At 63.0% G+C, this 13,306-nt stretch carries 10 protein-coding genes; 5 read left to right on the forward strand and 5 right to left on the reverse strand.

From position 1 onward, the window contains the following. Positions 1 to 165: 165 nt before the first annotated feature. The 4 genes from CSQ87_RS04435 (at position 166) to hxlB (ending at position 3,510) form a co-directional block, all read left to right on the forward strand. A complete protein-coding gene (locus CSQ87_RS04435) occupies positions 166 to 924 on the forward strand; it encodes a sugar phosphate isomerase/epimerase family protein (RefSeq protein WP_100512671.1) in 759 nt (252 codons plus the stop codon). A gap of 355 nt (positions 925 to 1,279) precedes the next feature. Then, positions 1,280 to 2,251 (forward strand): sugar kinase, encoded by a 972-nt coding sequence (locus CSQ87_RS04440; RefSeq protein WP_100512672.1) that lies wholly within the window; start codon positions 1,280 to 1,282, stop codon positions 2,249 to 2,251. After that, a complete protein-coding gene (locus tag CSQ87_RS04445; protein WP_100512673.1) occupies positions 2,248 to 2,880 on the forward strand; it encodes an orotidine 5'-phosphate decarboxylase / HUMPS family protein in 633 nt (210 codons plus the stop codon). Before CSQ87_RS04440 ends, CSQ87_RS04445 begins: the two co-directional genes overlap by 4 nt. Before the next feature lie 78 nt (positions 2,881 to 2,958). Then, the gene (gene hxlB / locus CSQ87_RS04450) at positions 2,959 to 3,510 is read left to right on the forward strand and encodes a 6-phospho-3-hexuloisomerase (RefSeq protein WP_100512674.1); all 552 of its coding nucleotides are present in this window, start codon (positions 2,959 to 2,961) and stop codon (positions 3,508 to 3,510) included. Between the two features lie 333 nt (positions 3,511 to 3,843). Here hxlB and CSQ87_RS04455 read toward each other — a convergent pair whose 3' ends face one another. The 4 genes from CSQ87_RS04455 to uxaC form a co-directional block, all read right to left on the reverse strand. Further along, positions 3,844 to 4,971, reverse strand: coding sequence for an alpha/beta hydrolase (locus tag CSQ87_RS04455; protein WP_100512718.1), 1,128 nt, complete (start codon positions 4,969 to 4,971; stop codon positions 3,844 to 3,846). A 1,004-nt stretch (positions 4,972 to 5,975) separates the two neighbouring features. After that, positions 5,976 to 7,100: a mannonate dehydratase gene (gene uxuA / locus CSQ87_RS04460; RefSeq protein WP_243388830.1), complete on the reverse strand. Its 1,125-nt coding sequence runs from the start codon at positions 7,098 to 7,100 to the stop codon at positions 5,976 to 5,978. A gap of 131 nt (positions 7,101 to 7,231) precedes the next feature. Then, positions 7,232 to 8,869: a mannitol dehydrogenase family protein gene (locus tag CSQ87_RS04465; protein ID WP_100512676.1), complete on the reverse strand. Its 1,638-nt coding sequence runs from the start codon at positions 8,867 to 8,869 to the stop codon at positions 7,232 to 7,234. 159 nt (positions 8,870 to 9,028) lie between these two features. Continuing rightward, entirely contained in the window at positions 9,029 to 10,435 is a 1,407-nt protein-coding gene (gene uxaC / locus CSQ87_RS04470; protein WP_100512677.1) for a glucuronate isomerase, read from the reverse strand. A 182-nt stretch (positions 10,436 to 10,617) separates the two neighbouring features. Between uxaC and CSQ87_RS04475 the strand changes: the two genes are divergently transcribed. After that, complete coding sequence (locus CSQ87_RS04475) at positions 10,618 to 11,778, forward strand: LacI family DNA-binding transcriptional regulator (RefSeq protein WP_100512678.1); 1,161 nt, start codon at positions 10,618 to 10,620, stop codon at positions 11,776 to 11,778. Positions 11,779 to 12,229: 451 nt separating this feature from the next. Here the strand turns inward: CSQ87_RS04475 and CSQ87_RS04480 are convergent, their stop codons facing one another. Further along, entirely contained in the window at positions 12,230 to 13,252 is a 1,023-nt protein-coding gene (locus CSQ87_RS04480) for a zinc-binding alcohol dehydrogenase family protein (RefSeq protein ID WP_100512679.1), read from the reverse strand. Between the last annotated feature and the right edge of the window lie 54 nt (positions 13,253 to 13,306).

The following is a 13,306-nucleotide window of genomic DNA, read 5'->3' on the forward strand; positions in this document are numbered from 1 at the left end:
GGCCAGAACGAATACGCCAACCGGAAAAACCGGCTCCATATCTCGTCCACGCAGTATATCGAGCCGGTTTTTTCATACCCTGATCACCCCCTACTTCCTACAATCGATTCCGTAACCACCGATCGCGACCGACCGGCCGCGAGTCATCATCAAAGGAGATCATCCATGACCACCGTCGGCATCAACACCCTCGTCTACATGTCCGATCTGCAGGCCGGCACCCCGCAGTCCTCCGTCCTGCCGCGCATCGCCGATCTCGGCATCAAGCTCGCCGAGGTCCGCCGCGAGTTCATCCTCGCCGGCGAGAACCCCGACACCGAGTTCGACCGCATCGCCGCTGCCGCCAAGGCCGGCGGACTCGACCTGTTCTACTCCGTGCCCGAGGTCATCACCAAGGACGGCAAGGCCAACCCGGAGCTGGCCACCTACTTCGCCGAGGCCAAGCGCATGAACGTGAAGAACGTCAAGCTCAACCAGGGCGACGTCAAGGACGTGGACGCCGACGTGCTGCACGGCATCGACGCCCTCGCCGCCGAATACGGCGTGACCCTGACCATCGAGAACGACCAGACCCCGGAGAACGGCACCTTCGCCTGCACCGAGGCCTCCCTGAAGAACGTCAAGGACGCCGGCAGCGCCATCGGCTACACCTTCGACCTCGGCAACTGGTTCTGGCGCGACGAGGATCCGACCAAGACCTTCGCCGCCCTGAAGGACTACATCACCGTCTTCCACCTGAAGAACGTCAACGGCGCCGAGAAGCGCGAGGACCTCTCCACCGTCATGCTCGAGGAGGGCGTGATCGACTGGAAGGCCCTGCTCGCCCAGCTGAGCGACGACGTGCCGGTGTTCCTCGAGTACCCGATCGCCGCCGCCGACGTGGACCACGAGGTCACGCTGGTGCGCCAGGCCGTCAACGCCTGATCGGCCCTCGATCCCCGTCAGGGGCGTCGGTTCCAGTAGCCGTTTCCCGGGACCGTTCTGGTGATCCCGTTCCGATCCCTCCGATCCCGGCGACCGTCTCGGCGACCGACGTCCCTCCCCTCCCCCGATCCTCGTCTCCCATACCGCACGACCGCCAATCGTCCGTCCGCCTTTCCCTTCCTTTCGCTTTCGTTTCCCCGATCCTTCCCGGATCCACCTTCCCCGGTCTTTTCCGAATCTTTCCGCCCCCGGATCGGTTCCCGGACTTTCCGGAACCAATCCCCCATCCGTTTTCCAAGATTCCCAATCTTTCCCAACCGTTTCTGTCCGCATTTCCCGTAGAAGGAGCAGTGCAATGTCCGAAGTCATGACCATCGGCGAACCTATGGTGAACCTCATCGCCGATTCCGACCAGACCTATGTGGAGGCCCGCACCCTGCCGACCCAGATGGCCGGCGCCGAATTCAACGTGGCCATCGGCGTGAACCGCCAGGGCCACTCGGTGAGCTACGTCACCACGCTCGGCGAGGACTGGCAGGGCGACATGATCATCGACTACATGAACACGATCGACATCGACACCTCCAACATCCGCCGCACCGCCAAGGCCGCCACCGGCTCCCAGCTCAAGGTGGTCCTGCCCGACGGCGACCCGAAGGTGATCTACTTCCGCGCCGGCTCCGCCGCCAGCAAGACCACCCCCGACATCGTCGACGGCATCGACTTCGACGGCCTGAAGATCCTGCACGTCACCGGCGTGTTCGCCGCACTCGCCCCGAACACCTACGAGACCGAGTCCAAGCTGATCGACGAGGCCAAGGCACACGGCGCGCTCGTCACCTTCGACCCGAACCCCCGCCCCACCCTGTGGCACAGCGAGGAGGAGATGATCCTCGCCACGAACAAGCTGGCCGCCAAGTCCGACGTGTTCATGCCCGGCCTGTCCGAGGGACAGCTGTTCTCCGGCCGCCAGGACGCCCGCGACATCGCCGACTTCTACCTCGACATGGGCGTGAAGAAGGTCATCATCAAGCTGGGCGCCGACGGATCCGCCCTGTTCGAGCGCGACGAGAACGGCGAGCGCGTGGAGACCGTGGTGCCGAGCTTCGTGGTCGACGTGGTCGACACGGTCGGCGCGGGCGACGGCTTCGCCTCCGGTGCCATCACCGCCCTGCTGGAGGGCCTCGACTCCGAGCACCTGCTGGAGCGGGCCAACGCCGTCGGCGCGATCCAGGTGACCAGCGTCTCCGATTCCGAAGGCCTGCCCACCCGTCTCGAGCTCGAGCGGTTCATCAACGAAACCCCGCGAAAGGAAGTGTCGCTGTGAAGCTTCAGGTAGCCATCGACCGCGTGGACATTCCCCGCGCCGAAACCATCATCCGCGAAGTCGCCGCCTCGGCCGACGTGATCGAGGTCGGCACCTCGCTGACCAAGGAGTTCGGCGTCCGCGCGCTGACCCCGCTCATCGAGGCCGCGCACGAGGTCCGTCCCGAAACCGCCGTGCTCGGCGACATCAAGACCTGCGACGAAGGCAAGTACGAGTTCGATCTCGGCTTCGACTGCGGATTCAAGTACCTCACCGTCATGGGATCCTCCTCGCTCGGCACGCTGGACGTGTGCTACAAGTCCGCCGCCGAACATGACGGCGTGATGATGATCGACCTGCTGGAATGCGACGATCAGCGCATCGAGAAGATCTCGGTGTTCCCCGACGCCGTCTACTGCCTGCACACGTCGGTGGATTCCGGCGCGATCGCCGATCCGGTCGGTCAGGTCCGGGCGTTCAAGGCCCGCTACCCGCAGATCGAGCGCATCGCCATCGCCGGCGGCATCAAGAAGGACCAGCTGGCGGGGCTCGCCGCCGAGGGCGTGGAGATCGCGATCATGGGTTCGGCCATCACCAAGGCCGACGACATCGCGGCCGCCGCGGCCGAGTGCCAGGCGCTGTGCGTGTGATCGTACGATAGATTTGCCACTCATAATTCAACACAACCGCAACCCAAGAATTCAGGACTAAGGATCAAAGGAAGTATCATGACCGACAATGCAAGGATTCTCGACCAGATCGTCGAAGAGATCGAAGGCGTGATCGCCAAGATGGACGAGCACGATCTGGAGGCCGCCCGCGACCTCATCGCCCGCGAGGACCGCGTGTACGCCACCGGTGAGGGCCGCTCCGGATTCCAGGCCCGCAGCTTCGCCATGCGCATGATGCACATCGGCTACACCAGCTACATGATGGGCGAAACGATCTGCCCGTCCATGCACGAGGGCGACGTGCTGCTCGCGATCTCCGGCTCGGGCAAGACCCGCAAGACCGTGGAGGACGCCGAGGCCGCCAAGAAGCTGGGCGTGAAGGTCATCGCCGTCACCTCGAAGCCGGAGTCCCCGCTGGCCGCCGCGGCCGACGCCGTGATTCTCGTGCCGGGCCGCGTCAAGGGCGAGGCCGGCGGCTCCATCCAGCTGCTGAGCTCCCTGTTCGACCAGAGCGTGCACATCGCGCTCGACGCCCTGTGCCTGATGATCTCCCGCCGCGACCACGTCTCCGACGCCCAGGCCAACGCCAACCACGCCAACGTGGAGTGAGCGTAATAAGAGGGTGCCACATGCATTTCCCGACACGCTCCGGGCCGCTCAGGCCAAGTCTTTACGGTCGGGCAACACATGTGGCACCCTCCGCGCGGCTTCCCCTTGAGGGGAAGCTGTCGAGTGCAACGAGACTGATGAGGTGACAGACAACCGGTTTCGCATGGTTTACCTGTCCTCATCGGCCCCAAGTCTTCCCCTTCCCTTCCTCCAAAGGGCCTTCCGGTTGCCAGTCGGAAGGCCCTTTTTCGTGTTCCAATGCGGCATGCGTCACCGGTCACGTCACACCCGCACCGTGTCACGCCCACGCCGCTCTCGCGCCCGTCCCCGCGCTCACAGCCGCGCGTAGGTGAAGTCGCGGATGAGGTCGAGTACCCGCTGACTTTCGGGCAGCCAGCTCATGCACACGGGGAACACATGCCCCAGCGTCTCGGCCTTCGCGGTCTTCCAATCGTGCAGCTCGAAGTCCACACCCTGTTCGGCCAGCATCACCGCCAGCTTCAGGGTTTCGGATTCGATGAAATCGTCGCTGCTGGTGTTGAGGAAGATCGGCGGCAGATCGACCGACCGCACGATCCGCCCGGTGTCGATGACACCCCGTCCCGCCCCACGCAGGCATCCGTAGAACGGTTCGGCGAGCACGTCCATGATCGACTGCGGGTCGCCGGTGAGTCCGCCCCGAACGCCGGCACCGTACTCCCCCGATTCCGGCGGAACGTATCGGGCGATGTCGTACACGCCGGAGACCAATGCGGCACCGTTGACCCCGATGCCGCTGGGAGTTATCCCCAGAGATTTCGCCACTGAAGACAAGCCGGTGGATAAACCGGCGGAAGCGCCCACGGACGCGGCGGATGGCCGTTCGATCGCGGTGGTGAGGAAGGCGAGGCACGCGCCCGCGGAGTCGCCGGTGAGCCAGACGCCGTCCTGTGCGATCGGATATTCGCCCCGATGATCGCGAATCCACGCCAGTGCCCGGTTCACGTCGCGCAGCTGCCCGATCAGATCGGTCTGCGGGGCCGGACGGTAGTTGAGCGAGAACACGGCGAACCCGCGGGCCGCCAGATTCACGCAGAAATTGCGGTTGAGCTCCTTGTAGCCGTAGACGAATCCGCCACCATGGATATCCACGTAGACCGGCAGGGTATGACCGCCACGCACCACGGCCTCATGCGGCAGATACAGGTCGAGCCGATGGCCGCGGACCGGATCGGCATCGCCATCGCCATCGGCATCGTCGGCGTACGGCAGATCCGCGATCACATCCACCCCGTCGGGCACCTGCCAGTACGGCACGCGGGATTCGTCCCCACGGGCGAAGGCGAGACGGAACCGGGCGATCGCCGTAGCCAGCGGAACGGGCAGGTCACCGAGATCCCCGTCGATTTCGGTCCAAGTTTCGTATGGCACACCTTCGGGGGTAACAAGTCGCGGCGGTTCGGTCCAGATTGATGCGGTCATGGTCATATCCCTTTCCATGGATTCGACGACGATGTCGTATGACCATTCATGATAGGCCGGAGCGGCGATGCGCCACGGATCAATTTCATCTGAGCGGAAGGTGCCCGGCCAATCATGTCCTGGATCGATCCGCATGAGACGGCATGCAGTGCCAATGACTTGAGCCGAGGCATTGCACGTTTGAAGGGGACGTGCCGGAGGACAGTACCGCAAAGGACAACACGGCATGACGTGGCACGGAACGCAGTACCGAGTCGTTGACTGATTCCGTGACAGCAATCAGCAACTATCGGCCCATAGGATCGTTGATATTCCAATGATCCTCATCATGCGATCAACAACGATCGAGGCACGGAACAATGATATTGCCGAAATCACCGCTCCGTGACACGAATTCGTGGCAGGGAATGGCAATGCCAACGATTCCCGCGTTCCGTGCCGCGGACAGACGGCATGGACCAACACCAAGGGGAGATCATCGAATTCCGTGCCACGGATCCCGGCAAGATTGCGCCCTACAGTGAGCGGTATACACGAAGCGAGGTAACGCACTTATCCCCTCATCAGTCAGCCTTCGGCTGCCAGCTTCCCCCAGAGGGGGAAGCCTAATGCGCACCAGCACCATTGTTCCTCAGTCAAGCTCCGGTCACCGCCTTCAACGGCAAGAATGGACATCCTTCGGCCAATTCTCTATCAGCTCGCCTGACGTCCCCAAGAAGGAATGATCACTCGGGACGGGCGGATGGACGATGAGCGACCGTAGGCTAGTGGCCAGCTTGCTGGCCACGGGGCCGAACGGCCTTGAGTGTGTCGATCGTCGTCCATCCGACCGGCACGCGGACGTCAACGCAAAAGGCCTCCGGTACGAATCTTTGCGGATCACGCACCGGAGGCCTTGCAACCGATTGAAAGGAGTACTCGGACCGGATTCCGAACCGAACCGCAGCGATCGCCGCACGGCCCGGAACCCGGTGAGAGGATGAGAGCGAGGAAAGGAACGGAAACTACTTGTTGTACTTGACGGCGTCCCACACACCCAGCAGGTACTGGATGCCGAGTGCGCGATCGTACAGGCCGTAGCCCGGACGCGGCTTGTGCTCCGGGGTGTTCTCGTTCCACAGGTGACGGCCGTGGTCAGGACGGATGTAGCCCTGGTAATCGGCTTCGGCGTAGGCCTTCATGATGCCGATGGTGTCCACGTCACCCTCGGAGGCGCGGTGACCGACCTCGGAGAAGCTGCCGGCCTCGTCGAGGAACTTGATGTTGCGCACGTGGGAGAAGTGGATGCGATCCATGAACGTCTTGACGGCGTCGACCGGGTCGTTGCCGCGACGGGACGAGAAGGAGCCGAGGCACAGGCACAGGCCGTTGTACGGGCTCGGGTTGAGGTCGAGCACGCGCTGGATGCCTTCCTTGGAGGAGACCACGCGCGGCCAGCCGAACAGGTCGAAGGCCGGGTCGTCGGGGTGCACGGCGAGCTTGACGTCGTACTTCTCGCAGGTCGGGATCACGGCGTCGAGGAACACCTTGTAGTTCTCGTAGTACTTGTCGTGGTCGATGCCCTTGTAGGCCTCGATGAACTCGGGCAGGTGGGCCAGACGCTCCGGCTCCCAGCCCGGCATGGTCAGGTTGCCGGCGCCGTTGAGGGTCTCGTCGATCAGGGCCTGCGGGTCGGTGAGCTGGGCGACCTTGTGGGCGTCGTAGTACAGGGCGGTGGAGCCGTCCGGGCTCGGGTGGAACATGTCGGTGCGCAGCCAGTCGAACACGGGCATGAAGTTGTAGGTGACGACCTTCACGCCGGCCTTGCCGAGGTTCTCGATGGTCTTGCGGTAGTTGTCGAGCGCCTCGTCGCGGCTCATGCCCAGCATGGTCTTGCCGGTCTTGATGGACTCGTGCACGTTCACGGACTCGACCACGTCGGCGTTGAACGTCTTGGTGATGCCGTGCTTGCGGTCGTAGTCGGACAGGCCGGTGATCTTCTTCATCTCGGCCTCGATCTCCTCCGGCTCCCACAGTTCGCCGGCCTGCTTGTGGTGCAGGGACCAGACGATCGTTTCGACGCCGGGGATCTGACGGATGTCGTCCAGCGAAATGGTGTCATTGCCTTCGCCGTACCAACGGAATCCCATATGCATGGTGGTAATCCTTACCTGTTGTGGTGTTTGTCGATGATCAGTTTATGTTCGGATGAATGAGCGGCCGGGGAGTTGCCGAAAGTTCCCGACCGCTCAGATGGCCTGTTGGCCTGTCGAAGAGTCGATTACAGGCCGAGTTCCTTCTCCAGCACGGGGTGCAGGGTGCCGGTGCCGGCCGCGAACTCCTTGAAGTAGCCGACGATCTTCTCGGCCAGCGGGGTCTGGGTCAGGTCGGTGCCCCACAGGGTGGCGTCGGCGAGGATCGGCTTGAGCACCTCGTCGGCCTTGGACAGGTCGCCGCCCACCTTCAGGGAGGCGAGGGCCGCCTGCAGCTCGGGGATGCGCGGATCGGGGCTCAAGGTGATCTCGTTGCCGTTGTCGTCGGTGGCCTTACCGTCGGCGCCGAGCAGCAGGCGCAGCCATGCGGCGATGGCCAGCGGGATGGCGACCAGCGAGTTCACGTCGTGATCCGGGGACTCGATGTACTTCTTGATGGTCACGCCGAAGCGGATCGGGACCTTCTGCGAGGTGTCGGTGGAGATGCGGACCGGGGAGTCGGGCAGGCTCGGGTTCGGCACACGCACGTCGATGACCTTCTCGGCGAATTCCTTCGGGGAGAAGATGCCGGGGTCGGCCACCACGGGCAGGCCCTCCACGTAGGCCAGACGCTCGGCGAGGGCCTTGAGATCCTTGTCGCCGATGGTCTCGCTCATCGAGCCGTAGCTCATCAGGCGGCCGGTAACGGCCAGTGCGGTGTGCACCGGGTTGAGGCAGGTGGTGACCTTCATCTCGTCGGCCTTGTTCACGGTGTCGCGGTCGCCCAGGAACACGCCGGCCTTCTCCAGCGCCGGACGGCCGTTCGGGAAGGTGTCCTCGATGACGAGGTACCAGGTCTCCTCGGCGTTGGCGAACGGGGCGACGTTGGTGCCCTTGGCGGTGTGGAAGATCTTGTTGTCGGCGAAGCCCTTCTCCTCGAGCAGCTTGGAGACGGAGTCGGCCGGGTTCGGGGTGATGCGGTCGATCATGGTCAGCGGGAAGGCGACCTTCTCCGGATCCTCGACGTAGGTGACGAAGTCCTCGGGGACGAAGCCCTTCTCGGCCCACAGCTTGGCGAACTCGACGATCACGGAACGGAAGCGGTCGCCGTTCTGCGAGAAGTTGTCGGTGCTGACCATGGCGATCGGCAGCTGGCCGGCCTTGTAGCGCTCGAACAGCAGGGCGGTGATCGCACCCATGGCGGAGACGGCCGAGTCGGGGCCCTTCTCGACTTCGGGGGCGATCCACGGCAGCAGTTCGCCGTCGTTGTTCTTGATGGCGTAGCCCTTCTCGGTGATCGTCACGGTGACGAACTGGAGTTCGGGGTTGGTGAAGACCTTGACCAGACCGTCCCACACCTCGTCGTGGGCCTTGATGCCGAAGGATTCGGCGACGGAGGCCACCAGCTCGGTCTCGACGGAGCCGTCGGACTTGAGAATCACGGACAGACCGCGGTTGTCGTACGGCTTGTAGGCGTCGGTGATGATGTCGGCGTCGAAGGTCTCGGCCACGATCACGCCGGACTTGACCAGACCCTGGTTGAGCAGATCCTGGGCGATCAGGGCCTGCACCTCGCGGAACAGGTTGCCCGCGCCGAAGTGGACCCAGTAGGGGTGCTCGGCGGTGTGCTCGGCGACGGCCTTCGGATCGTACTGCGGCAGCTTGGTGCCGGCGGCCTGCCACTCGGCGGCATTGGCCTTGAAGTCATCGGTCAGATGAAGAACCATGATGGGATTGTTTCCTTTCATATGCCGGCGACATCGGCGCCGCCGGCACTATTGCGATGAAATGAGATCGACGATGATCGATCAGGATCGGTCAGAAACGATCGACCGGGATCAGCCGGCCGATCGTGATCGTAAAGCCGGAACGGTGATCAGTTCGGATCAGTCCAGCTTGAAGACGTGGCGCGGGCCTTCCTTCACGGATTCGCGCATCACGCGCTTGCCCTCGTCCATGCTCAGACGGTGATCGGCGACCAGACCGGAGACGAAGCGGGCGGTCAGACGACGGTTGGTGTCGTGACGGGTCGGGATCGAGCACAGGGCGCGGGTGTCGTCGATGAAGCCGGAGAGCTTGGAGAAGCCGGCGGCGGTGGTGATGTAGTCGAAGTAGCGCAGGATCGGCTCCGGGGAATCGAGGAACCACCACGGGGCGCCGACGTACAGGCTCGGGTAGAAGCCGGCCAGCGGGCCGAGCTCACGGGAGTAGACCGTCTCGTCCATGGTGAAGGCCACGAAGTGGAAGTCGGGGGTGTTGCCGTACTTGTTGAGCAGGCTCTTGAGATCGACGGCGAACTCGGCCTTGGCCGGGATGTCGGCGCCGATGTTCACGCCGTACTCGGCGAGGTTCTGCGGATCGTAGTCGCGGTGGACGTGCGGGTGCACGGTCATGACCAGACCGTCCTCCTGGGCCATCTCGACCTGATCGGCGAAGAAGTGACGGCGCAGCTTGTCGCCCTCCTCCGGGGTGATGTTGCCGGCCATGGCCTGCTTGAACAGGCGGTTGACCTCTTCGTCGGAGAGGCGGTCGGTACGCACGTCGGCGTGGGAGTGATCGGAGAGGACCGCACCGTGGGCCTTGAAGTACTGACGACGGCGGCGCAGGGCCTCGGTGAAGCCCGCGTAGGTGGTGGCGTCGACGCCGGCGACCTCGCCGAGCTGCTCGACCTTCTCGCCCCAGTTGGCGGTCTTGTAGGGCTCGAGGTAGAGGTCCGGACGGAAGGCCGGGGCCAGACGGGCCGGGAAGTCGGGGTCGGCGTTGGTCTCGTCGTGCAGGTGCAGATCGTCGAGGGTGTCGTCGGTGGTGGAGATGAACTCGATATTGAACTTCTTCACCAGCGCGCGGGTGGAGAACTCAGGCTGCTTGAGGTCATCGTTGATCTCGTCGTAGATCTCGCCGGCGGTGTCGGGACCGAACGGCTTGTCGATGCCGAACACGGTGGCCAGTTCGTCGTCGAACCAGTACTGCATCGGGGTGCCGGCGTAGGCGGGCCAGAACTTGCCCAGCAGCTCGAAAGCGTGCTTGGACTGCTCCGGGGTGAAGTTCTTCTGACCGACGCCGAGATCCTTGAGATCGACGCCCTGCGAGTGCAGGATGCGGGTCACGTAGTGATCAGGGGTGATGAACAGCTCGGTCGGGTTGTCGAAGTGGTAATCCTTGTCGTGGAACCATTCGACCGGAACGTGGCCGTGAGGAGAAATGATCGGCATGTCCTTGACTTCGGCGTACAGTTCGCGGGCGATGTCGCGAGTGGTCGGATCGGCGGGGAGAAGCCTATCAGCATGTACCATATTGAGAACTCCTTTGTTTCGTTTCCTCCTTACTGATTATTAGTTCGGTCTAATCCCGGCATCGAAGGGTTGCCATAGTTTGCCCTTTATGTGACGAGGGGATCCCATTCGGGGGCAAACACGGTACAGTGTTGCATAGTTTGCATTGTGGACCGCACGGTCCTGACCACGAGAGAAAGCGTATGACCTCAATGCCGAACGCCAACGACGACGATTCACCGATGACCGAACATGATCAGGTACTGTCCGAGGAGGGTCGGACGACTCAGCCCGACGGGGACCGGGAGACTCGACGGGAGCCGGGGACGACAGGCTCGGACCATGGCTCGCACGGCGTCACCATCCGTGACGTGGCTCGGGAAGTGGGGGTCTCCCCCTCCACGGTCTCCCGGGCGTTCGCCCGTCCGGGCAGGGTGAGCGCCGAAACCGCCCGCCGCATCCGCGAGGCCGCGGACCGTCTGGGCTACCGGGCGAAGGCCGTTACCTCGCTGAACATGCATGACACCGAGAAGGTCAACGGCATGCTGGCCATCACCGTGGCCGATCTGGGCAATCCGATCTTCGCCGACTATGTGAAAAGCGCGCAGCATCAGTGCCTGCGCAAGGGATTCGGTCTGCTGGTCATCGACTTCGAGGAGACCAGCATCATCGAACGCAAGGCGTTGAATCTGGCCATGGGCCATGTGGACGGGCTGATCCTCTCGTCGTCGCGGTCCTCGGACGCCACGATCCGCAAGCTCGCCGAGATTACGCCGCTGATCGCGCTGAACCGTCCGATCCGCGGCGTGCAGTCGATCATTCCGGACGCCCGCGTCGGTCTGGAGAAGGCCGTGGAGCATCTCGCCACCTTGGGCCACGAGGAGATCACCTATCTGTCCGGTCCGGAGGCGTCGTGGCAGGACGGACGCCGCTGGCGGACGATGATCGATATCTGCGAGCGCCTGCATCTGCGTCTGCGCCGCATCAACGCCAACGCCCCCTCGTACATCGGCGGGTACAAGTACGCGGACGAATTCCTGCGCACGCCGACCACGGCGGTGATCGCGTACAACGACATCGTTGCCATCGGTTTCATGAAGGCCATGCAGGCGAGGGGCATCAAGGTCCCCGAGGAGATCTCGGTGGTGGGCATCGACGACACCCCGGTCAGTTCGCTGGTGACGCCGAGCCTGTCGACCGTGAAGCTGCCGCGCAAGGAGCCGGCCGAGCTGGCGGTGGACGAGATCATCGCGCAGGTGCGGCACCAGAAAACCGACGCGAACCGCGGCCCCCTGTTCCTCAAGTCCACGTTCATCCCCCGCTGCAGCACCGCCCAGGCCAACCCCGCAATCCACCTGCGGTAGGGGCACTCGCATCCCGGATTCCCCTTTTTTGGCTTCCCCCTCCGGGGGAAGCTGTCGGCGCAAGCCGACTGATGAGGGGCCGCAAACGACGAGACCACGTCAACCAGTATTGACTGATGTTGGCTGAATCCGTCCGCCAAAACTCTTGACCGGACACGCCGCAAGCACGCCGAAAACCGGCCCGTGACGCCGATGAACAAGTAGCCTGAGAACAGCCCGATCACAAACCGGATTCCAATGGATTACGCCGCAAAAACCGAAATGTAGAGCCCAATCCATTGAAATCCCCGACACTCGATTCCAAGAATGTTGAAATCATGCGGTTTTGAAGGCTCCGTGTCTCCGACCGTCATGGATTACGCTGCATTTCATACCAAAACATCACAGCGTCCATCTCTGACAGATGCCCGATGATTGCATAGTCACCGGGCATCTCCATTCACTCTTCGAATTACGCACCGAAGGTTAACACCAGCTTCTTCACCTGCTCGGGATGAGCATCCAGCAGATCGAATGCCTTCTGCGCATCCTTATAGTCGAAGACATGGGTCACGAGTCCATCGTCGCCAATTAGGCCGGATTCCATCATGTGAATGATGGGATCGAATTGGAACGCCTGTAGGCGGGAACCGACCACGGTCAGCTGTTTGGCCATGATGGGCTTCTGGGGGATCCCCACCGGGGTGGTATTCATGCCGAGCACCACGATGGTTCCTGCCACCGAAGCCAGATCGAAGGAAGCCTGGAACGTCTGAGGCAGGCATGCCGCATCGATCACGATGTTCGCCATCTCCCCATTCGTCCACTCACTCACGGCATCCACCAGATTTTCTCGGACCGTGTTCACCACCCGTTCGGCTCCGTTGGCGAGCGCGAAGTCAAGTTTGTCGTCCACTACGTCGCTCACCATCACCGACGCACCTTTCGCGCGGGCGATACGCAGCACGGCGATACCGATCGGCCCGGCACCTTGCACCAGTACGGTGTCGCCTGCACCGACATGACCTCGCATGGTGGAGTTACCCGCGATGGTGTACGGTTCGGCAAGTACAGCCGTGGTCCATGGCACACGCTTGTCGATGCGATGCACCTGACGGTGCCGCACCACGAGGTACTCCTGCTCGCCACCGTCCACATGTACGCCGTTCACCTTGAGATCCTCGCTGACATTCGGCATGCCCCTTCGTACCGCATAGCTGTTGTCCCCATAGGTGATCGGCTCGACCACCACATGGTCACCGACGTCAAGTCCTGTGACCGCGCTACCGAAGCCGGCCACCTCGCCGACTACCTCATGCCCCATAACCCGCGGATATGAGACGAACGGATTATCGCCATGCAGAATATGCATGTCCGACCCGCAGACCCCCACGGCTCGTACGCGAATAAGCACATCGTCATCCTTGCGAACCGACGGCCTCTCGACGTCCTCGATGCGCATGTCGTGCGGGCCGTTGACCACTATTGCCTTCATGATGGATTCCTTTCTGTGATCATGCGCGCTGCATATGGCACGGTGCCAGGCAGG

It is taken from the genome of Bifidobacterium simiarum (genome assembly GCF_002802905.1).
GTDB classification, from domain to species: Bacteria; Actinomycetota; Actinomycetes; order Actinomycetales; family Bifidobacteriaceae; genus Galliscardovia; species Galliscardovia simiarum.